Origin of the sequence: Zeimonas arvi (genome assembly GCF_008039575.1) — a bacterium.
In the GTDB taxonomy this organism is placed as follows: domain Bacteria; phylum Pseudomonadota; class Gammaproteobacteria; order Burkholderiales; family Burkholderiaceae_E; genus Zeimonas; species Zeimonas arvi.
The window spans coordinates 435,091-456,692 of sequence record NZ_VDUY01000001.1 but is presented as its reverse complement, the minus strand read 5'-3'; the positions used below and the strand labels follow the sequence as shown (position 1 = coordinate 456,692).

Genomic DNA, 21,602 nt, shown 5'->3' with positions numbered 1-21,602 from the left:
GGCGAGCCGTCGGCGCCAGCCCGGCATGTCCTCGCGCCCTCCCAGCGGGCGCCTTTCTTCCGAATGGGTCGCCGACAGAAGCCTGCCCTCCGAAACCTTCGTCCGCTGCCGGCGCTCTCGCGCGGCGCGGCCGGGTTTGCCGGGGTGATTCCGGCCCTGCTGGGCTGCGCACTGGCGGCCGCGCTGCCTGCCGGGGCCCTCGCGCAGGCGAGCGCTCCCGATGCCGGCACGCAGCCGCTGCGGCTTCGGTTCGAATCCCGGCTCGGCGAGCGCAAGGCTGCCGGGGGCGACGCGCTGCCGGTCTATGGCAGCGGCGAGCGGCTCACCGGTCGCACCGGTCGCGACAGCACGCTCGAGGGCGAGGCCGAGCTGCGCCGCGCGGGCACCGTGCTGCGCGCGGACCGGATCACCTACTACGAGGCCGACGAAGAAGTCTTCGCGGTCGGCAACGTTCGCGTGAACCGCGACGGCAACGTCTTCGCCGGGCCGCAACTTCGACTCAGGCTCGACACGAGCGAAGGCAGCTTCTCGTCGCCCGGCTACTACTTTCCCCAGTACCGCGGACGCGGGCGCGCCGCCCTGATCGAGTTCCTGGGGCCGTCGCGCACGCGCTTTCGCGAGGCCAGCTACACCACCTGCGAGCCCGACGATCCCGACTGGATCCTGCAGGCCCGCACGCTCGAGCTCGACGAGGAAGAGGGCATGGGCACCGGGCGCTCGGCCAGCCTGAGCTTCATGGGGCTGAAGATCCTCGCGCTGCCGGCGTTCGCCTTTCCGCTGGGCGACGAGCGCAAGAGCGGCTTCCTGCCGCCCACCCTGGCGATCAACTCGCGAACCGGCCTCGACGTGGTCGTGCCTTATTACTGGAACATCGCGCCGAATCGCGACTTCACCCTGTACCCGCGCCTGAGCACCCGGCGCGGCGCGCAGTTCGGGGGCGAGTTCCGCTACCTCGAGCCGCGCTTCTCCGGGCAGATCGATTTCGAGGTGAACCCGAGCGACCTGGTCACCGGCGAGTCGCGCCACTACTACGGCCTGCAGCACGCGTTCAACGGCTACGCGGGCTGGAGCGGCGGCTGGCTGGTGCGCGGCGTGTCCGACGACAACTACTTCATCGACTATTCGCGCTCCATCCTCACGGCGGCCGACCGGGTGCTGCCGCAGCGCTTCTACGCCTCGCGCGTCGTGGGCCGCGACTGGTCGCTGCTGCTCGACGTGCAGAAGTGGCAGCCCATCCTCGATGCGCGACCGGGGCCCTACGAGCGGGTGCCGCAGATGCAGCTGCGCCAGGTCAAGCGCGACGTGGCCGGCTTCGACATCGACACCACGCTCGACGCCACGCTCTTCGCCTCGCCCACGCCCACCGGGCCGCAGGGCTGGCGGATGTTCGGCAACACCCAGGTCAGCTGGCCGATCGTGCGGCCCGGCTGGTCGATCGTGCCGAAGGTCTCGCTTCACGCCACCGCCTACCAGCTCGACCGCAACGCCGGCTTCGAGACCACGCTCACGCGGGTCGTGCCCACCTTCTCGGTCGACGCCGGGCTGGTCTTCGAGCGCGAGACCCGCTTCTTCGGTCGCGACACGATCCAGACGCTCGAGCCGAGGCTCTTCTACGCGCGCACCCCCTACCGCGACCAGTCGACCTTCCCGGTCTTCGATTCGGCGACCACCGACTTCAGCTTCGCCCAGCTCTTCTCCGAGAACACCTTCGTGGGGCACGACCGGATCGCCGACGTGAACCAGCTCACTGCAGCGGCGGTGTCGCGGATGGTGGAGCCGTCCACCGGGGCGGAGCGCATGCGCTTCGCGGTCGGCCAGCGCATCTACTTCTCGGACCAGAGGGTGACCTTGCCCGGCCTGCCGCCGGTCACCGACGGCAAGTCGGACATCCTGCTGGCGGCCGGCGGCAAGTTCGGCCAGGGAATGAGCTTCGACACCGGCCTGCAGTACAGCCTGGAGAGCTCGCGCATTCCCCGGTTCAGCGCGGTGTGGCGCTGGTTGCCGCGCGAGGGGCAGGTGCTCAACGTGGGCACCCGCTACCGGCGCGAGGAGATCGGCCAGTTCGACACCTCGTGGCGCTGGCCGCTGTCGAAGCGCTGGATGTCGATGGGCCGGCTCAACTACTCGTTCCTCGACAGCGGCCGCGACCCGGTGAGCGGCATCCCGAACCAGCGCGGCATCGTCGAGAGCGTGCTCGGCCTCGAGTACGACGCCTGCTGCTGGATCTCGCGTTTCGTGATCCAGCGCTACACGACCGGCGTCGATACCTCGACCACCGCCTTCTTCTTCCAGCTCGAGCTCAAGGGGCTGGGCAGGATCGGCTCCGACCCGTTCGATATACTGCGCCGGAACATTCCCGGCTTCCGCGTGCCGGACGTCACGCCGGGTCCGACTTCGCGCTACTTCGGATACGAATGAAAGATCGTCAGACCACGTCGCGAGCCCTGCGGGCGGCCTTCGCGGCGCTCGCATTCGCCCTCTTCGCGTCGACCGCCGTCGCGCAGCTGCGCGCCCCGGCGCCGGGCGGCTCGGGGCTGCGACTGCCCGGCGCCGGATCCGAAGCGCCGGCGGGCGATGCCGCCCGGCCGGCGCCCGCGTCCGGCAGCGCCGCGCAGGGCGGCGCGATCCGCGAGATCGACCGGGTGGTGGCGGTGGTCAACAACGACGTGATCACGCTGCGCGAGCTCGAGCGGCGGGCCGAACTGGTGAGCGCCCAGCTCCGGCGCCAGGGCACCGAGCTGCCGCCGCGCGACGTGATGCTTCGCCAGTTGCTCGAGCAGATGATCGTCGAGCGTGCGCAGCTGCAGCGGGCGCGCGAATACGGCATCCGTGTCGACGACCAGCAGCTCGACCGCGCGATCGCCGGCATCGCCCAGGAGAACCGCCTGACGGTTCCGCAGCTGCGCGAGCGGGTCGAGCGGGACGGGCGGAGCTTTGCCCGCTTCCGCGAAGACATCCGCAGCGAGATCCTTCGCACGCGCGTGCGCGAGCGCGAGGTCGACGCGAAGGTCCAGGTCAGCGAGGCCGACATCGACGCCTTCCTCGCAAGCCAGGGGGGACAGGCGGGCGGCGCGGCCGAGTACCGCGTCGCCCAGATCCTGCTGCGCGTGCCCGAGGGGGCGAGCCCCGAGCAGATCGAGCGGCAGCGTCTGCGCGGCGAGGAAATCCGGCGCCAGATCGAGGGCGGAGCGAGCTTCGCGCGGCTGGCGGCGGCGTTCTCCGATGCGCCCGATGCGCTGAACGGCGGCCTGCTCGAGTGGCGCAGCGCCGATCGCTTGCCCGAGCTGTTCGCCAATGCGGTGGGCTCGCTCGATCGCGGCCAGCTTTCGCCGCTGCTGCGCAGCCCGGCGGGCTTCCACCTGCTGCAGCTGGTCGACAAGCGCGAGGGTTCCGGCTCTTCGCTGCAGAGCCAACCGGTCACCCAGACGCGCGCCCGGCACATCCTGATCCGCCCGAACGAAGTGGTCAGCGAAGAAGAGGCCTTCCGCCGCCTGCGCGAGATCCGCGAGCGGGTGCAGGGCGGCACCGCCGATTTCGGCGAGATGGCGCGCCAGTATTCGGCCGACGGCAGCGCGGGGCGCGGCGGCGATCTCGGCTGGGTCTATCCCGGCGACACGGTGCCCGAATTCGAGCGCGCGATGAACGCGCTGTCGCCGGGCCAGGTCGGCGAGCCGGTTCGCACGCCCTTCGGCGTTCACCTGATCCAGGTGCTCGAGCGGCGCACCGACGAGGCCTCGCCCGAGCGGCTGCGCCAGCGGGTGCGCGAGATCCTGCGCGCGCGGCGCATCGAGGAGCGTTTCCAGGACTGGCTGCGGCAGCTTCGCGACAGCACCTACGTCGAGTACAAGCTCGACGGGAACTGAGGCGTGAACGCGCCCTGGCGAGCAGCGGGTGGCCGACCGTGAGCAGGAAACCCGGCGCGCCGGCCACCAGCGGACACCGCGCGCGAAAGCGTTTCGGCCAGCATTTCCTCGCCGACATCGGCGTGGTGCGCGCGATCGTCGACGCGATCGCGCCGCGCGACGGCCAGCACATCGTCGAGATCGGGCCAGGGCTCGCCGCGCTCACCGATGCGCTGCTCGAGCGCATCGATGCGATCCAGGCGGTGGAGATCGACCGCGACCTCGCGGCGCGGCTCCGCAAGCGTCATCCGCAGGACAGACTCGGGCTGCACGAAGGCGACGCGCTGGCCTTCGATTTCGCCGCCGTGCTGCCGGCCGAGGCGGCTGCCGCGGGCGAGCGCCTGCGGATCGTGGGCAACCTGCCCTACAACATCTCCAGCCCGCTGCTGGTGCGGCTGCTCGACTATCGCGCCATCGTGCACGACCAGCACTTCATGCTGCAGAAGGAGGTGGTCGACCGGATCGTGGCCGCGCCCCGCAGCGGCGACTACGGCAGGCTGTCGGTGCTGATGCAGGCCTTCCATCACTGTGACAGCCTGTTCGACGTGCCGCCCGAGGCCTTCGACCCGCCGCCGCGCGTCGACTCGGCCGTGGTGCGCATGACGGTGCGCCGCGATCGCGAGGCGGAAGACCCCGCTCCGCTGCAGCAGGTGCTGGCGGTGGCGTTCGGCCAGCGGCGAAAGATGCTGCGCGGCACGTTGCTGCCCTGGCTCGCGCAGCGCGGCGTGTCGGCCGAGGGAATCGCGCCGACCGCGCGCGCCGAGGAGATCGACGTGGACACCTGGCGCGCGCTCGCGGCGCGGGTGGCGGCCGCGCGCTGAATCAGCCGGGCTTGCGCTCGATCAGCTCGATCTTGTAGCCGTCCGGATCCTGCACGAAGGCGATCACCGTGGTGCCGCCCTTGACCGGCCCGGCCTCGCGGGTGACGTTGCCGCCGGCGGCCTTGATGCGGTCGCAGGCGGCATACGCGTCGGGCACCTCGATCGCGATGTGCCCGTAGGCGCCGCCCATCTCGTACGAGGACACGCCGTGGTTGCAGGTGAGCTCGATCTCGCCCTGGCCCTCGGCGTTGCCCTTGCCGAAGCCCACGAAGGCGAGCGAGTACTTCTGCTCGGGCCGCTCGGTGGTGCGCAGCAGGTTCATGCCCAGCACCTTGGTGTAGAAATCGATCGACCGCTGCATGTCGCCGACACGCAGCATGGTGTGCAGGAATCTCATTTCGGTTCTCCTCGTTCGGGATCGGGAATGCGTTTGAGCCAGTCGCGCGCGCGCTCGAACTCGGGGAACAGCGAGCCGACGGTGGACCAGAAGCGGGGGCTGTGGTTCATCTCGCGCAGGTGCGCGAGCTCGTGTGCGATGACGTAGTCGACGATCTCGAGCGGGAAGTGCACGAGTCGCCAGTTCAGCCGGATCGAGCCGTCGGCCGAGCAACTGCCCCAGCGGGTGCGCGCGGAGGAGATCGTCCAGCGCGCCGGGGCACGGCCCAGCCGCTCCGAGAACACCGGGATGCGCTCGGCGAAGACCTCGCGGGCGCGCTGCTGCAGCCAGGACTGCACGATGTCGCGGAACTGCTCGGGGCCGGCGCCTGCCGGCAGGCCGACCAGAAGTTCCTCGCCGGCCAGCGCCACACCGCCCACGCGCGCGTCGATCCGCATGGTGAGCGTGCGGCCCAGCAGCCTGAGCGGCGCGCCGTCTTCCCAGCGCGGCGCGAGCCGCTCGCGCCGCGCGGCGTGCTCGCGCCACTCGGCGAGCTTGCGCAGGATCCAGTCGGCCTTCTCGACGAGCGCGCGCTCGATCTCGGACAGCGTGACCCAGCGGGGCGCGCTCACCCGCAGCCCGCGGTGATCGATCATGAAGCCGATCGTGCGGCGGCGCGCCCGGCGCAGTTCCCAGGCGACCGGATGGCCGCCGAGCAGCACGCGGCGCGCCGGCGTGCCGACAGGTGCGACTTCGGCAGCATCCGCGCGCAGGTTGTCGAACAGCGAAAGCTGTCTCGAGTCGAGGGCGCGACCGGTTTCCTTGGGCATCAGCTCGTTCGCGAGTCGCCGGCCCGTGCCGGCTTCGGGGTGCCGGCATACAGGTGAGGGCTCAGCCGGCGCATCTCGGATTCTATCCAGCCTTCGACCGTCGCGTTCACCGCGTCGGCGTCGCGGCCCGCTGCCGGGATCGGCGGGCCGATCGACACGGTGATCACTCCCGGGCGCAACACGAATGCGCGGCGCGGCCAGCATTCGCCGGAGTTCACCGCGATCGGAACCACCGGCGCGCCGGTGCGCACCGCGAGCCGCGCGCCGCCGCTCTTGTAGCGGCCCTGCGAACCGGCCGGCGTGCGCGTGCCCTCGGGAAAGACGATGATCCAGCGGCCTTCCGCCAGCTTGCGCGTGCCCTGCGAGACCACTTGTTCGAAGGCATTGGCCCGTCGGCCGCGGTCGATGTGGATCATGTCGAGCAGCGCGATGCCCCAGCCGAAGAAGGGCAGGTAGAGCAGCTCCCGCTTGAACACGTAGCAGACCTCTCGCGGCAGCCACGAGGCCAGGAACAGGGTCTCCCAGGTGGACTGATGCTTGGCCAGCACGATCGCGGGGCCGTCGGGGAGATTCTCCGCGCCGACGACCCGCCACCGGATGCCGACCAGCGCGCGCGCGGCCCAGATCACCAGCCTGGGCCAGCCGACCGTGTAGCGGTACCGCAGCGGCCGTGGCAGCGGCGCGAGGAGCAGGCATCCGAGCGCGTACGGCACCACGGTGACCACCTGGAACAGCAGGAACAGCGCGGACCGAAGCGCCAGCATCGCGGCTTCGCGATCAGCTGTCACCCGGCGCCGCGATCTCGGCAGCCACCGCGGCGAGGTCGACGCGCACGATCGTGCCGGGCGGCAGATCGCCGCGCTGCATCGTGGCCTGCCCCTTGCCGCTGAGCACCAGCACCGTGCGGCAGCCGGCAGCGTGCGCGGCCTGCAGGTCGCGCAACTGGTCGCCGACCGACCAGGTCTCGGCGGGCAGGGCGCCGAAGCGCTCGAGCGCCTCGACGAACAGCCCCGGCCTGGGCTTTCGGCACTCGCAGGCCGCGTTCGGGCCGTGCGGGCAGAAGAAGATCGCGTCGATCCGCCCGCCGGCCTTCTCGACCAGCCCGAGCATCTTGGCGTGGATCGCGGCCAGCACCTGCAGGTCGAACAGCCCGCGCGCCACGCCCGACTGGTTGGTCACGACCGCGATGCGAAAGCCTGCCTTGGTGAGCCGGGCGATCGCCTCGATGCTCCCGGGCAGCGGCCGCCATTCGTCGGGACTCTTGATGTAGGCGTCGCTGTCGAGGTTGATCACCCCGTCGCGGTCGAGGATGATCAGCTTCGGGCGCGCGCCGCGCTCGCCGCCCGGCATCAGACGGACAGCCTCGAGATGTCGGCCACGCGGTTCATCAGCTCGCGCAGCCGCGCGAGGAGCGCAAGCCGATTGGCGCGCACCGCCGGGTCGTCGGCCATGACCATCACCGAATCGAAGAAGCGGTCGACCGGCTCGCGGGCGCGCGCCATCAGCGCGAGCGCGGTGCCGTAGTCCGACGCCTGCATCGCCGCGTCGACGCCGGGCGCGAGCGCCACGATGGTGTCGGCGAGCGCCCGTTCGGCCGGCTCCGCGAGCAGCGCGGCGTCGAAGCCGCCGGTGGCCCCGGAGGCGGCCGCCAGGTCGGCGCCTTCTGCCTTGCGCAGGATGTTGCCGATCCGCTTGTTGGCCGCGGCCAGCGCCTGCGCTTCGGGCAGGCCGGAGAAGGCCCGGACCGCCTCCAGGCGGGCCGGCACCTCGGCCAGGTCGTCGGGGCCCTGGTCGACCACGGCGGCGACTTCCTGCGCGCTGAAGCCGCGCTCGCGCAGCCAGCCGGCGAGCCGCTCGTGGACGAAGCCGGCGAGCGCATCGCTGGCGTCGGCCACCTTGCCGCCGAAGGCCGCGAAGGCGCAGCGCAGCAGCGCGGACAACGACAGCGCAAGCCTGGCCTCGACCAGCATGCGGATCAGGCCCAGCGCGTGACGGCGCAGCGCGAACGGGTCCTTGTCGCCGGTCGGCAGCTGGCCGATGCCGAACAGGCCGGCCAGCGTCTCGAGCTTGTCGGCCATGGCGAGCACCAGGCCGGTGGTCTGCGAGGGCAGGGCGTCGCCGGCGAAGCGCGGCTGGTAATGTTCGCGGATCGCGACCGCGACCTCCTCGGGCTCGCCGTCGTGCCGGGCGTAATAGGCGCCCATGATGCCCTGCAGCTCGGGGAACTCGCCGACCATGCCGGTGAGCAGGTCGGCCTTGGCGAGCAGCGCGGCGCGATCTGCCTTCGCGACGTCCGCTCCCAGCATGCCGGCGATCTCGCGCGCGATCGCGCGGACGCGTTCGACGCGCTCGCCCTGCGAGCCGAGCCTGGCGTGGTAGACCACCGAGGCCAGCCGCGGCACGCGCGATTCGAGCGTGGCCTTCAGGTCCTGCTCGAAGAAGAAGCGCGCGTCGGCCAGGCGAGGGCGCACCACGCGCTGGTTGCCGTCGACGATGAAGGACGGGTCGTCGACCTCCATGTTCGACACCAGCAGGAACTTCGGCAGGAGCTTCCCGCTCGCGTCGAAGAGCGGGAAGTACTTCTGGTTGGTGCGCATGGTGAGGATCAGGCACTCGGGCGGCACCTTCAGGAAGTCGCCCTCGAACTCGCCCAGGTAGACGGCCGGCCACTCGACCAGCGCGGTGACCTCGTCGAGCAGCGCCTCCACCGTGTCGCCCTCGCCGATGCTCGCGCCGAGCGCGGCGGCGCGTTCCTGCAGCAGGCTCGCGATCCGGGCGCGGCGCTCGTCGAACGAGGCCACGACGCGGCCGCGCTCGCGCAGCACGGCTTCGTAGGACAGCGCGTCGGGGATCTCCAGCGCGCCAGAGGACTGGAAGCGATGGCCGTGCGTGATGCTGCCGGCGTGCACGCCCAGCACCTGCGCGGGCACGAGCCGGTCGCCGTGCAGCACGACCAGCCCGTGGACCGGCCTCACGAAGCTCACGGTGGTGCGGCCGTCGGCCAGCTGGTACTGCATCAGCTTGGGGATGGGCAGCCGGCCGAGTGCGTGCTCGACGATCGCCTCGATCGATGCGTCGAGGATCTCGCCCGGCGCGGTGCTGCGGAACCAGAAGCATTCCTGCTTGCCGTCGCTGGCCCGCTCGAGCTGGCGGATCTCGGCGCCCTGGCGCTCGGCCCACTTGAGCAGGGCCTGCGTGGGCAGGCCATCGGCGTCGAGGCCGACCTTGACCGACGGGCCCTTCTGCTCGACCGCGCGCTCGGGTGCCTGCGAGCGTACGCCGTGCACGCGCACCGCGAGGCGGCGCGGCGTGGCGAAGCGCTCGACGCGCGCGTCGGCGGCCGCCAGGCCGCGCGTGCGCAGGCCTTCGGCGATGCCTTCGGCGAAGGCCTGGCCGAGCCGGGCGAGCGCCTTGGGAGGCAGTTCCTCGGTGAACAGTTCGACGAGCAGCGGGGCGGTCGTCGCGGGCGAAGGGGAGAGCAGGGCTGCGGTCACGGCTTCAGGCTGCGGCGTTGAGCGGGGCGAGCATCGGGAAGCCGAGCCGCTCGCGGGAGTCGTGATAGGCCTGGGCGACGGCGCGCGCCAGCGCGCGCACGCGGCCGATGTAGGCGGCGCGCTCGGTCACCGAGATCGCGCCGCGGGCATCGAGCAGGTTGAAGGTGTGCGAGCACTTCATGACCATCTCGTAGGCCGGCAGGGCGAGGCTGGCCTCGATCAGGCGCTTCGCCTCGGCCTCGTATTCGTCGAAGTGCCGGAACAGCATCGGCGCATTCGAGTGTTCGAAGTTGTAGGTCGACTGCTCGACCTCGTTCTGGTGGAAGACGTCGCGATAGGTGACGCCCTCGGTCCACTGCAGGTCGTAGACGCTCTCGACACGCTGCAGGTACATCGCGAGCCGCTCGAGGCCGTAGGTGATCTCGCCGGTGATGGGCTGGCACTTCAGCGAGCCGACTTCCTGGAAGTAGGTGAACTGCGTGACTTCCATGCCGTTGAGCCAGACTTCCCAGCCCAGGCCCCAGGCGCCCAGCGTGGGCGACTCCCAGTCGTCCTCGACGAAGCGCACGTCGTTGGCCTGCAGGTCGATGCCGATCGCCTCCAGCGAGCCGAGGTACATGTCCAGGATGTCGGGCGGCGAGGGCTTGAGCACCACCTGGTACTGGTAGTAGTGCTGCAGGCGGTTCGGGTTGTCGCCGTAGCGGCCGTCCTTCGGGCGGCGCGAGGGCTGCACGTAGGCCGCGCGCCAGGGCTCGGGCCCGATCGCGCGCAGGAAGGTGGCGGTGTGGAAGGTGCCGGCACCGACCTCCATGTCGTAGGGCTGCAGCAGCGCGCAGCCGCGCTGGTCCCAGTACGCCTGAAGGCGCAGGATCATCTGCTGGAAAGTGAGCATCGACGAGGCGGGCCCGGGGGCGGGCGTGTCAGGACTAAACCGCCATTCTATCGTGCCGCTTTGTGCGGCAGCCGGGCGCCCAGGCCGAGGCCGGCCAGCGCCAGCAGGGCGATCAGCGCCGCTGGCGCGAGGTCGCCGGCGCGCGCGTACGGGGTCAGGCCGGCGCTGCCGCGCAGCTCGATGGCGAGCGCGTCCTCGGTGTAGGGCTCGAGGGCGCCGAGGACCCGGCCGCGCGCGTCGATCGCGGCGGTCATGCCGGTGTTGGTGGCGCGAAGCATCGGGCGGGCCAGCTCGATCGAGCGCATCCGCGCGATCTGCAGGTGCTGGGGCAGCGCATGCGAATCGCCGAACCAGGCGATGTTGCTGAGGTTGACCAGGATCGTGGCGCCGTCGCGCACCTGCGGCGCCAGCTCGCGGCCGAAGATGTCCTCGTAGCAGATGTTGAAGGCCAGCCGCTGGTCGCGCACCGGCAGCGCCGGCTGGTGCGGCGTGCCGCGGCCGAAGTCGCCCAGCGGAATGTTCATCATCCGAACGAACCAGCCGAAGCCGGTCGGCACGAACTCGCCGAAGGGGACCAGGTGCCGCTTGTCGTAGCGCCAGGGCAGCGGGCCGCCGGCGCCGATCGCCGCCACGCTGTTGGCGAGCGTGGGCTCGCCGCGGCGGGTGGTCGCGGGCAGCGGCATCCCGATCGCGGCGATGCCGCCGTGTCCGAGCGACGCCGTGATCGCGTCGGCGATCGCCTGCGGCGTGTGCGACCAGGGAAGCGTCCAGGCTGTCTCGGGCAGCACGACCAGGTCGGCGGGCTGGGCGGCGATCGACCGGGCGTAGGCCTGCATGGCCGCCACGCTGCGTTGCGGATCGAACTTCAGCTGCTGGGGCACGTTGCCTTGCAGGAGCCTCACGCGGATCGGTTCTCCCGCCTCTTGCGACCAGCGCACCGGACCCAGGGCGAGGCCCGCCAGCAGCGGCAGCCCCACGCAGGCCAGCGCGGCGAAGGACGCGCCTCGCCGGCCGGTGGTCGCCAGCGCGAGGCCCGCAGCGACCAGCGCGGCCAGCGTGCCGACCCCGTGCGCGCCCACCAGCGGCGCCAGGCCGGCGAGCGGCCCGTCGACATGGGCGTAGCCCGAGGACAGCCACGGGAAGCCGGTGAACAGCCAGCCACGCAGCATCTCGCCGGCACCCCAGGCCCCGGCGAACAGCAGCGCGGCACCGTGACGCGCCTGGCGCAGGACGGGCGCGCCGAGCGCGAGGCTTGCCGCGGCGAACGCGCCGAGGTAGAGCGCGAACAGCATCAACGCCGCCGCCGCCATCGGCGCAGGCATGCCGCCATAGCGATGCATGCTCACGAAGAGCCAGGCCACCCCGCTCACGAACCATCCGAACCCGAAGGCCAGTCCGACCAGCGCGGTCGACCGCAGGGTCGCGGCGGCGCAGGCGAGCCGGATCGCGGCGGCGAGCGCCAGCAATTGCAGCCACCACAGGTTCAGCGGCGCGAAGGCCGCCGCATGCACGAGGCCGGCGGCGAAGGCCGCGCCGGGCAGCACCGCGCGCCGGAGCCGGTCTGGGCGCACCGGGTCAGTCGCGCGCCGCGCCCTGGTCGTCGGGATGGCGTGACGCCAGCCGCTCGACCAGGAGCAGATGGACCTGGCGAGCGTCGGCGCGCAGGATCTCGAAGACGAGGCCGTCGATCTCCACCCGCTCGCCGCGGCGGGGCACCCGCCCCAGCGTGTCGGTGACCAGGCCGCCCACCGTGTCGACGTCCTCGTCGGAGAGGGCGCTGCCGGCGATCTCGTTGAGCTGGCGGATGCCGGCGATCGCGCGCACGCGCCAGCGCGGGCCGGCGGCGCAAGGCTCGACCGGCACGATGTGGTCGATCTCCTCGTCGAAGTCGAACTCGTCCTCGATGTCGCCCACGATCTGCTCGAGCACGTCCTCGATCGTGATCAGGCCGGCCGTGCCGCCGTACTCGTCGACCACGATCGCCAGGTGGTTGCGGTTGACGCGGAACTCGCGCAGCAGCACGTTGAGCCGCTTGGATTCGGGAATGAAGATGGCGGGGCGCAGCAGGTCGCGCAGGTCGACTTCCTCGCCGCCGTACATCCGCAGCAGCTCCTTCGCGTGCAGGATGCCGACCACGTTGTCGCGATCGCCCTCGACCACCGGGAAACGCGAGTGCGCGGTGGCGATCACCTTGGTCAGGAAGGCTTCCGGCGGCTCGGAGACGTCGATCACGTCCATCTGCGCGCGGGGCACCATGACGTCGACCGCGGAAAGCTCGGCGACTTGCAGCACGCCTTCGATCATCGACAGCGCGTCGGCGTCGAGCAGCGATCGATCGTGGGCCTGTCGCAGCACGCCGAGCAACTGCTCGCGGTCCTCGGGCACGCGCAACAGCAGCGCGGCCAGTCGCTCGAACAGCGGGCGCCGGGCGTCCGGGCCCGGTGAGTCGTCTGACATGGATGGCGGGGGGAGTCGGGGCGGATCGAGGATAACCGATGCGATTCGGGGGCGCCAAACGGTCGCTCGGCCCGGACGCGGCGTCCGTTCGATCCGTGTGCGCGGCCGCGGGAGCGCGCCCCGGCCCGCCGGACATGGGGCGGCACCCCTCGCCTGCGGCGAGGGGTTCCCGCGCCTGCCTCGTCGCCGGCGGCTCGGGCGCAACTCGCGGGCCCAACGGGCCCGCTCGGACAGCGCCCTCGCTGATCGCCGGCTCCTTCGTCAGCGCGCGGCTTGCCCCGAATGTCCGGCGGGCCGGGGCGCGCTCCCGCGGCCTGGAGGTCTCGTCGTTCGGCCGCCGTGCCTGCGGCGCCGGCTTGCTCGGGCGGCAGCGTCGCGTCGCCTGCCTTGCCTGCAGCGCATCGCGTGCCCTGTACGCCCGGCTCACTCCTCGGCGGGCTTCCAGGCGGCGCGCAGCCTGGCCTGGACGGGGGGCGGGGCTTCTTCGTAGCCGATCAGCTCCAGGGTGTAGCTGCCCTGGCCGCCGGTGACGGCCTTCAGGCGGCCCTGGAAGTCTTCGAGCTCGGCCATCGGCGCGCGGGCGCTCAGGGTGACCATGCCGGCGCGGGCGGTGCCGGAGCCGGAGACCTGGCCGCGGCGGGCGGAGAGTTCGCCCGACACCGCGCCGATCGCTTCTTCGGGCACCGTGATCTCGAGTCCGAGGATCGGTTCGAGCACCACCGGCCGGGCGCGGGCGGCCGCGTCGAGGAAGGCCTTGCGCCCGGCGGTGACGAAGGCGATCTCCTTGCCGTCCACCGGGTGGCTCTTGCCGTCGTAGACGGTGACCGCGACATCCTGCACCGGAAACCCCGCGACCGCGCCCTCGGTGAGCGCCTGCCGCACGCCCTTCTCGACCGCCGCGATGAACGGCCCCGGGATCGCGCCGCCCTTGACCTCGTCGACGAAGCGAAAACCCTCGCCGCGCGCGAGCGGGGCGACCCGCAGGAAGACCTCGCCGAACTGGCCGGCGCCGCCGCTCTGCTTCTTGTGGCGGTGGTGGCCCTCGGCCGGCGCGGCGATCGTTTCGCGGTAGGGGATGCTGGGAGGATGCGCCTCGACCTCGAGCCGGTAGAGCGAGCGGATCCGCTCCAGCGCGCCGGCCACGTGCAGCTCGCCCAGGCCGCGGATCACCGCCTCGTGCGTGGTGGGGTCGTGCTCGACGCCCAGGCTCGGATCCTCGAGCGTGAGCCGCTGCAGGACTTCGGCGAGCTTCTGCTCGTCGCCCCGCCTGGCCACCCTGAGCGCCAGGCCGTAGACCGCGTGCGGAATGGGCAAGGGCTTGAAGTGGATTGCGGCGTCTTCGGGCGCGTCGTGCAGCACCGCGTCGAAGGCGATCTCGTCGACCTTGGCCAGCGCGCAGATCTCGCCGGGACCGGCGGCGGCGAGCGGCTTCTGTTCGCGCCCCTGAAGGAGCACGGGATTGCCGATGCGCACGGCCTTGCGGCCTTCGCCCACATAGAGGGACGCGCCGGGGCGCAGGGTGCCCTGGTGCACGCGCACCACGCCGATGCGGCCGACGTAGGGGTCGATCTCGACCTTGAACACGTGGGCGAGCACGTGGTCTTCGGGCGAGCGACTGGCGACGAAGGCCTTCGCCCGGGACGGATCTCCTTCCGGCCAGCGTTCGAACAGGGGCGGATTGCCCTCGAGCGGATGCGGGCACAAGCGGACGACGAAGTCGGCGAGCTCGGCCACGCCCGCGCCGGTGCGCGCCGACACGAACAGCACCGGCACGATGTGCGCTTCGCGCAGCGCGCGCTCGAAGGCGTCGTGCAGTGCGCCGGCCTCGATGGCCTCGCCGGCCAGGTAGCGTTCGGTCAGCGAATCGTCGACTTCGACGATCTGCTCGACGAGTGCGCGGTGCGCGCTCTCGACGCTGTCGAAGTCGGTCGGTCTCCCATCGGGCGCAAAGAAGCAGTCGACGACCCGCGCCCCGCCCTCGGCCGGCAGGTTGAGCGGCAGGCATTCGCGGCCCAGGGTGGCGCGGATCTCGTCGAGCCGGGCCGGCAGGTCGGCCTCGGCCGCGTCGATGCGGTTCACGATCACGACCCGGCAGAGCCCTCGGGTCTGGGCCCAGAGGCCCATTCGCGCGGTGGAGAGCTCCACGCCGCGCTGCGCGTCGATCACGATGCCGATGGTCTCGACCGCGTCGAGCGCGGCCAGCGCGCGGCCGGCGAAATCGGGGTAGCCGGGCGTGTCGAGCAGGTGGGCGCGCACGCCGTCGCGCTCGAAATGCGCGCAGGCCAGCTTCAGCGAATGGCCGTGGACTTTCTCGAGCGGGTCGTAGTCGCACACGGTGTCCCCGCCCTCGACGCTGCCGGTCGAGGGAATCGCGCCGGTACTCGCCAGCAGCGCCTCGATCAGCGTGGTCTTGCCCACGCCGGCATGACCGACGAAGGCCAGGGTTCGCAGGTTCTCGCTTGGATGCGCAGCCATGCGTGACTCCCTTGCGCCGCCATGCGGCAACGGGTGACTAGGATGAAGCGATCGGCGGGCGGGCGCAAGCGCCGGCCGCGTGCCCGGGCTAGCCCTGGTAGGGGTCGGGAATTCCGAAGCGGGCCAGCAGCGCGGTCTCGCGCGCTTCCATTTCGCGCGCCTCGTCGTCGTGCTCGTGATCGTGGCCGCAGGCGTGCAGCACGCCGTGCACGACCAGGTGGCCGAGGTGGTGCGCGAGCGGGATGCGCCGCTCGCGGGCCTCGCGCTCGAGCACCGGCATGCAGATGACGATGTCGGCCTGGACCGCCGGGGCGCGGTCGGACGGGAGCGCCGCCGCCCCGGGGCCGGCGGGCGGGTCGTAGGCGAATGTCAGCACGTTGGTCGCGTAGTCACGCCCGCGGTAGTCGCGGTTCAGCATCCGGCCTTCGGCCTGCCCGACGAAGCGCAGCGTGAGCGCGGCGTCGGCCTCGACCGCGGCAGCGACCCAGCGGCGCAACTGCGCGCGCGCGGCCGGCAGCGCCGCGACGCCGTCGCCGAGCTGGATGGACAGCGAGAGCGTCGGGCGCTCAGTCTTCCTTGTTCGCGAAGCGCTCATAGGCGTCGACGATCCGGGCCACCAGCGGGTGACGGACGACGTCGCTGCTGTCGAACTCGGTGAAGGCCAGGCCGCGGATGCCGCGCAGCACGCGGCGCGCCTCGATCAGCCCCGAGCCCTGGCCGCGCGGCAGGTCGATCTGGGTCATGTCGCCGGTGACCACCGCGCGCGAGCCGAAGCCGATGCGGGTGAGGAACATCTTCATCTGCTCGGGCGTCGTGTTCTGCGCTTCGTCGAGGATGATGAATGAGTTGTTGAGCGTGCGCCCTCGCATGTAGGCCAGCGGCGCGATTTCGATCGCCTGCTTCTCGAACATGCGCGCGGTGCGCTCGAAGCCCAGCAGGTCGTAGAGCGCGTCGTACAACGGACGCAGGTAGGGGTCGACCTTCTGCGCCAGGTCGCCGGGCAGGAAGCCGAGCCGCTCGCCGGCCTCGACTGCCGGCCGGGTCAGCACGATCCGCTGGATCGCGTCGCGCTCGAGCGCGTCGACCGCGCAGGCCACCGCGAGGTAGGTCTTGCCGGTGCCGGCCGGGCCGATGCCGAAGGTGATGTCGTGCGACAGGATGTTGCGCAGGTATTCGCGCTGGCGCGGCGTGCGGCCCTGGAGGTCGGCGCGGCGGGTGTGCAGCACGGGGGCCTCGTCGCCGGCATCGGGGGCGATCGGGGCGGGCCGGGGCGCGCGCCGCTCGACCAGGCCGAGCTGGATGTCGTCGAGCGACAGCGGAGTCTCGGACAGCGTCCAGAAGTGCTCCAGTGCCGCCAGCGCCCGGCGCGCGGCCGGCGCGGGGCCTTCCACCGAGAAGACGTCGCCGCGTCGCGCCAGCTTGACGTCGAAGGCTTCCTCGATCTGCCGCAGGTTCTGGTCAAGGGGGCCGCACAGGTTGGCGAGTCGCCGGTTGTCGGCGATGTCGGGGCTGAACTCGAGGGTCTTTGCTTTCAAGAATCGATCACTGTTTTCCGAAGACGGCGGCGCCACCGATCGCGCGATCGGGCGAGTCGCCGCGGACAGTGTAAGTCAATCCCAGACGGCTGGCATCGGGGCCGAAGAGCCCGCCCCGCAGTTCGACCCTGCATCCCGAGGTGGCGCACCCGACAACGTCGGCGCCGGCTGAACCGGCATCGACCGAGCCCGAAAAACCGAAGCGTGCGCCGGTGGCCAGCTCGCTGGCGCCGGGATTCGCGATGCCGCCGGTCGTCGTGAATCCGATCGTGCTGCCCCCCAGGCTTACCTGTCCTTCCAGGCCGATCCTCGCCGGCTGGGCCGGGCCGAACTGCACCGCCGCCCGGGCTGCGAAGGAACCGGGCGCGAGGCTGCCGTCGGCCATGGTCGGGCGCGTGGCACCCATCAGCGTGTAGCCGAAGGTGCCCTGCGTGGGCACCGTCTCCGATGGCACGCCCACCATGTAGTGGATGCCCTGGTTCTCGGTCAGCCGGCGTGCGCGCTCGGTGGGGAGGATCAGCGCCAGCAGGCCGCGCGGTGCCAGCACGCCGTCGGTCCACCGACCCCAGGCGACCTGGGCGTCGTGTCCCGATTCCGCGACCCGTGTCGTGCCTCGTGCCAGGCAGGCGAACGATGGGCATAGTCCGACGGACTCCAGGGTCGTCGCCTTGTCGAGGTGATAGCTCGCCTCGGCCGAATCGAGCCCGAGCGAACTGAGCCAGGAAATCGGCAGGCCGGTCAGGGAAATGGACACCCGGCCCGCGATCCCGGTGTGCCCTGGCCCGATCGGGGCGCCGCCGCTGCCGGGTGAGCCGGGGTCGGAACCCGGATCGGAGCCCGGGCCGGAGCCCGGATCGGATCCTGAACCGGAGCCCGGGTCGGGACCGGGATCACCGCCCGGGCCGCCGACTGGTGGAGGCGGCGCGGCCCCGGACGCCGAGACCACCGCGACGAGGTCGCCGCTCGGGTCGCGCGCCGCGTTCGCAGACGTGGCGTCGCCGGCAGCCGGAATCCACGACGCGTCGTCGAAAAGACCGTCGAGACTGCCTGCCCCGGTACCGGTGCTGGGGCCCGATCCAGGCATCACGGATCCGGCGCCGCTGCCCGCGCCGGCGCCCGCCGAGACCGCCGCGTCGCCGCCATCGGGCGTGGCGGCCTTCGCCGCGACGGTCGACGACGTGGTCGGGAAGAACCCGCCGTTGGCCAGGGCCACGGACGAGCCGGCGCCTTCGGATTTCGTCGTTGTCGCGCTGCCCGACGCCGGCCCGACCGCGCGGGCTGCTGTCGATCCGCTGACGCCCCCTGCCGAGGGCAGGTCGCCGGTCGCAGGCTGGGAAGAGCCTGCGCCGGCACGGACGGCAAGCGTGGGCGGCGCCAGCAACGGGCCGGCGGCGGCGAGGCGCGGCATCGCGTCAGGGCTCTCGACTTCGGCGGACTGGCCTTCGCCGACCTCGAGCGTGCCAGCGCGCGTGGTGAGCGCAATCCTGCCTTGCGTCACCGACACCTTCAGCCCGGCGCGCGAGCCCGGTGCGCAGACCGGGGCGCAGACGGTTTCCTCGGCCAGGAACTCGGTGCCGCGAATGCCGATCGTCGCGGTCGGGGTGCGCAGCCGGTAATGCTCATGGTCGCGCTTGCCGATCGCGCCGGTGGCAGAGCGCAGCGCGCCGCGCAGCAGCGAGAAGAAGCTGCGCTCGTCGGGCGTGTCGAACTGGTACTCGTCGATACGGAAGTCGGTGCCCGGCTGGAGCGACACCAGCCCCCCGTCCGAAAACCGGATCTGCGTGCGGCCGTCCGGGCCGGTTCGAACCAGATCGCCCTGGAAGAGCTCGCTGCCTACGCCCAGTGTCCGGCTGGCCGGCGCGCCGCCGGCGGAATCGACGCGCTCGGCCGACACCATGCCGACCAGCGCGATGACCACGCCGTCGGCGGCGACCGCCCAGCCCGCAGCCAGCGCGAGCCAGACGGCCAACAACGGCGCGGCGAGGCGACGCAAGGCGTGCGCCCATGCCGGCGGTCGCGTGGTCCGCGACGGTGCTTCGGCAAGGATGGGGGAGGCGGCTTGCATCGTTCGCGACTCCGCTGTCAGAACCGATGTCGCAGCTGGACACCCACCTCGGTGCGGCGGAAGTCGTTCGGCGACAGCGTCGAGCGATTTCGAGTGTGGACGATCTGCGGCGCCACGAACGTGCGATTGTTCACGCGGCGCTCGAACTCGATCCGCAGCTCGGTCTGGCGGTCTTCACGCACCGTCCCGAACAGCGGCTCCACGCCGTCGAAGTCGCGTTTCTCCCAGCCCAGCACGGTGGTGCCGCGCCAGTCGGCCGACAGCCGGGCGACCATCCCGGCCCGCAGGCTCAGGAAGTCGTGGCCGAGATTGTCCAGCCCGCTGCGCGAGGTCTCCTTGCCGGCGGCGATCGAGCCGATCAGGATGGGACGCAATGCCCCATCGAGGATGCGGGCGGCGTTCAGGCCCACTGCGTTGCGCCGCGCATCGCGCAGCCCGGCGCCCGGGAAGTCGAGCCGGAAGCTCTGCAGGGTGGCGCCGATCAGCGTGCGCGGATCGGTCTCGCACTGCCACTGCAGCAGCGCGCCCGACGCGTTGCGATAGGCCTGGCCGTCGAGCCGAAGATGCTGCAGCAGCGCGGCGATCGTGTAGCGGTGGCAGCCGTTGCGCAGCGACAGGCCGCTCGATACGTCGAACTGCTCCTGGTCGAAGTCGGACACCCGGTCGTAACGGCGAAGCGAGGCTCGGGCGCCGAGGTTCCACTCGAGCTTGCCGGCCAGCGGCCCGGCCAGCGAGGCGGAGACCGGCCCCGACGCCGTGGCCGCGAGGACGGCTCCCAGCGTGTTGCTCGAGCGAGGCAGCGAGGCCGCGAGCGGCGTGACCGCCGTGCCGTCGGCCAGCACCCACTGGCCCGAGGCGCTGCCGAAGTTCACGTTCGAGTCGTAGCCCGCATCGAGCGCGAGTTCCACGCGCGCGGTGGCGCGCGGCACCCCGGCCACGTCGCCACGCTCGATCGCATCGAGATAGCGGCCGATGGTCTGCCGCGCTGCCTCGGGAATCCGGCGCGCGGCGACGGCCGCGAACTCGCGGCGTGCATTCTCGGTCTCCCTGGCCATGAAATAGGCTCTTGCGATCTCCGCGCGGGCAGGCAGGAAGTCGGGCCGGGCCATCAGGACGCGCTCCAGCGCGAAGATCGCCTGCCCCGGACGTCCGGAATCGAGCGCGGCCAGTCCCAGCAGGTAATCGAAATCGGGCCTGCCGGCCATCTCGGCCGCTCGGGCCTCCAGCATCTGCCAGGCTGCCTCGGCGCGCCCAGCAGCCAGCAGACGCTCGGCCTGCCCGATCGGATCGGCGGCCGGCGTCGCCTGCGCGGCGCTGCCCGGGGCCGGCTGCGCCTGCGCGCACGGCGCCGGCGCGGCCAGAAGGCCGGCGACGATGGCGTGAGCGAGAAGCAGCCTGGCGGCGCTGGGCGTCATCGGCTCATTCGTCGACGGTGACGACTTCGCCGCGCAGCGAGTGGGGAAGGGCGGCGGTGATCCGGACGTCGGCGAAGTTGCCCAGCAGTCGATCGGCGCCGGCGAAATTGACCACCCGGTTGTTGTCGGTGCGGCCCGACAGCTCGCTTGCGTCCTTGCGGGCGCGGCCGTCGACCAGCACACGCTGCACCGTGCCCACCATGGCCTGGCTGATCCGGGCGGCGTTCGCGTCGATCGCGGCCTGCAGACGCCGCAGCCGCTCGAGCTTGAGCGATTGCGGCGTGTCGTCGGGCAGGTCGGCGGCCGGCGTGCCGGGACGCGAGCTGTAGACGAACGAGAAGGAGTGGTCGAAGCCGGTGTCCTCGACCAGCTTCATCGTGCGCTCGAAGTCCTCGGCGGTCTCGCCGGGAAAGCCCACGATGAAATCCGAGGACAGGCTGATGTCCGGACGCGCCGCCCTGAGCCTGCGGATGATCGACTTGTACTCGAGGGCGGTGTAGCCGCGCTTCATCGCGGCCAGGATCCGGTCCGAGCCGGACTGCACCGGCAGGTGGACGTGGCTCACCAGCTTCGGGATGCGCGCATACGCGTCGATCAGCCGATGGGTGAATTCCTTCGGGTGCGAGGTGGTGTAACGGATCCGGTCGATGCCGGGAATCTCCGCCACGTATTCGAGCAGCAGCGCGAAGTCGGCGGTCTCGTCGTCGGCCATCCGGCCCACGTAGGCGTTCACGTTCTGGCCGAGCAGGGTGACCTCGCGCACGCCCTGCGAGGCCAGGCCGGCGATCTCGGTCAGCACGTCCTCGAACGGGCGGGAGACCTCCTCGCCGCGCGTGTAGGGCACGACGCAGAAGCTGCAGTACTTCGAGCAGCCTTCCATGATCGACACGAAGGCGGTGTAGCCCTCGACCCGCGCCGGCGGGAGATTGTCGAACTTCTCGATCTCCGGGAAGCTGATGTCGACCTGCGGGCGACCGGTGTCGCGGCGCTTCGCGATCAGCTCGGGCAGGCGGTGCAAGGTCTGCGGGCCGAAGACCACGTCGACGTAGGGCGCGCGCGCAACGATCGCCTCGCCTTCCTGGCTGGCCACGCAGCCGCCGACCCCGACGATCAGGCCAGGCCGCTCGCGCTTGAGCGCACGCACCCGCCCGAGGTCGGAGAACACCTTCTCCTGCGCCTTTTCCCGAACCGAGCAGGTGTTGAACAGGATGATGTCGGCCTGCGCGGGGTCGTCGGTGGGCTCGACGCCCTCGGTGGCCGCCAGCACGTCCGCCATCCGATCCGAGTCGTACTCGTTCATCTGGCAGCCGAAGGTCTTGATGTAGAGCTTGCGCGTCACT

17 protein-coding genes are annotated in these 21,602 nt (G+C 71.7%); 3 read left to right on the top strand and 14 right to left on the bottom strand.

The annotated features are described in order from the left end of the window. Positions 1 to 63 precede the first annotated feature (63 nt). Genes FHP08_RS02090 through rsmA form a run of 3 tightly spaced genes read left to right on the top strand, consistent with a single transcriptional unit; the run spans position 64 to position 4,723 of the window. Positions 64 to 2,418 carry an LPS-assembly protein LptD gene (locus FHP08_RS02090; protein ID WP_147702635.1) on the top strand — a complete coding sequence of 785 codons (2,355 nt, stop codon included), beginning with the start codon at positions 64 to 66 and terminating at the stop codon, positions 2,416 to 2,418. Further along, the gene (locus FHP08_RS02085; RefSeq protein WP_147702634.1) at positions 2,415 to 3,863 is read left to right on the top strand and encodes a peptidylprolyl isomerase; all 1,449 of its coding nucleotides are present in this window, start codon (positions 2,415 to 2,417) and stop codon (positions 3,861 to 3,863) included. The genes FHP08_RS02090 and FHP08_RS02085 overlap by 4 nt, the downstream gene beginning before the upstream one ends. A 38-nt stretch (positions 3,864 to 3,901) precedes the next feature. Continuing rightward, positions 3,902 to 4,723 carry a 16S rRNA (adenine(1518)-N(6)/adenine(1519)-N(6))-dimethyltransferase RsmA gene (rsmA, locus tag FHP08_RS02080; RefSeq protein WP_147702633.1) on the top strand — a complete coding sequence of 274 codons (822 nt, stop codon included), beginning with the start codon at positions 3,902 to 3,904 and terminating at the stop codon, positions 4,721 to 4,723. 1 nt (position 4,724) lies between these two features. Here rsmA and gloA read toward each other — a convergent pair whose 3' ends face one another. The 14 genes from gloA to miaB all read right to left on the bottom strand — a co-directional run bounded on the left by gloA (position 4,725) and on the right by miaB (position 21,562). Further along, complete coding sequence (gene gloA / locus FHP08_RS02075; protein ID WP_147702632.1) at positions 4,725 to 5,120, bottom strand: lactoylglutathione lyase; 396 nt, start codon at positions 5,118 to 5,120, stop codon at positions 4,725 to 4,727. Then, the gene (locus FHP08_RS02070) at positions 5,117 to 5,929 is read right to left on the bottom strand and encodes a M48 family metallopeptidase (protein WP_147702631.1); all 813 of its coding nucleotides are present in this window, start codon (positions 5,927 to 5,929) and stop codon (positions 5,117 to 5,119) included. Before FHP08_RS02070 ends, gloA begins: the two co-directional genes overlap by 4 nt. Further along, on the bottom strand, positions 5,929 to 6,693 hold the full coding sequence (locus FHP08_RS02065; RefSeq protein ID WP_147703107.1) for a lysophospholipid acyltransferase family protein: 765 nt from the start codon (positions 6,691 to 6,693) through the stop codon (positions 5,929 to 5,931). Before FHP08_RS02065 ends, FHP08_RS02070 begins: the two co-directional genes overlap by 1 nt. Before the next feature lie 13 nt (positions 6,694 to 6,706). Continuing rightward, entirely contained in the window at positions 6,707 to 7,279 is a 573-nt protein-coding gene (gene gmhB, locus FHP08_RS02060; RefSeq protein ID WP_147702630.1) for a D-glycero-beta-D-manno-heptose 1,7-bisphosphate 7-phosphatase, read from the bottom strand. Then, positions 7,279 to 9,423 (bottom strand): glycine--tRNA ligase subunit beta, encoded by a 2,145-nt coding sequence (gene glyS, locus FHP08_RS02055; RefSeq protein WP_225878998.1) that lies wholly within the window; start codon positions 9,421 to 9,423, stop codon positions 7,279 to 7,281. Before glyS ends, gmhB begins: the two co-directional genes overlap by 1 nt. 4 nt (positions 9,424 to 9,427) lie before the next feature. Next, complete coding sequence (glyQ, locus tag FHP08_RS02050; protein ID WP_147702629.1) at positions 9,428 to 10,315, bottom strand: glycine--tRNA ligase subunit alpha; 888 nt, start codon at positions 10,313 to 10,315, stop codon at positions 9,428 to 9,430. Between the two features lie 47 nt (positions 10,316 to 10,362). After that, positions 10,363 to 11,886 (bottom strand): apolipoprotein N-acyltransferase, encoded by a 1,524-nt coding sequence (lnt, locus tag FHP08_RS02045; RefSeq protein WP_187272129.1) that lies wholly within the window; start codon positions 11,884 to 11,886, stop codon positions 10,363 to 10,365. Between the two features lie 4 nt (positions 11,887 to 11,890). After that, positions 11,891 to 12,772 carry an HlyC/CorC family transporter gene (locus FHP08_RS02040; protein ID WP_147702627.1) on the bottom strand — a complete coding sequence of 294 codons (882 nt, stop codon included), beginning with the start codon at positions 12,770 to 12,772 and terminating at the stop codon, positions 11,891 to 11,893. 423 nt (positions 12,773 to 13,195) lie between these two features. After that, entirely contained in the window at positions 13,196 to 15,247 is a 2,052-nt protein-coding gene (gene fusA / locus FHP08_RS02035) for an elongation factor G (protein WP_147702626.1), read from the bottom strand. A gap of 88 nt (positions 15,248 to 15,335) precedes the next feature. Next, a complete protein-coding gene (ybeY, locus tag FHP08_RS02030) occupies positions 15,336 to 15,842 on the bottom strand; it encodes an rRNA maturation RNase YbeY (RefSeq protein ID WP_147702625.1) in 507 nt (168 codons plus the stop codon). After that, positions 15,814 to 16,782 (bottom strand): PhoH family protein, encoded by a 969-nt coding sequence (locus FHP08_RS02025; RefSeq protein WP_147702624.1) that lies wholly within the window; start codon positions 16,780 to 16,782, stop codon positions 15,814 to 15,816. The genes ybeY and FHP08_RS02025 overlap by 29 nt, the downstream gene beginning before the upstream one ends. 7 nt (positions 16,783 to 16,789) lie before the next feature. After that, positions 16,790 to 18,847: a FecR domain-containing protein gene (locus FHP08_RS02020; protein WP_147702623.1), complete on the bottom strand. Its 2,058-nt coding sequence runs from the start codon at positions 18,845 to 18,847 to the stop codon at positions 16,790 to 16,792. A 17-nt stretch (positions 18,848 to 18,864) separates the two neighbouring features. After that, a complete protein-coding gene (locus FHP08_RS02015) occupies positions 18,865 to 20,262 on the bottom strand; it encodes a tetratricopeptide repeat protein (protein WP_147702622.1) in 1,398 nt (465 codons plus the stop codon). A 4-nt stretch (positions 20,263 to 20,266) separates the two neighbouring features. After that, complete coding sequence (miaB, locus tag FHP08_RS02010) at positions 20,267 to 21,562, bottom strand: tRNA (N6-isopentenyl adenosine(37)-C2)-methylthiotransferase MiaB (RefSeq protein ID WP_267285481.1); 1,296 nt, start codon at positions 21,560 to 21,562, stop codon at positions 20,267 to 20,269. Positions 21,563 to 21,602 lie beyond the last annotated feature (40 nt).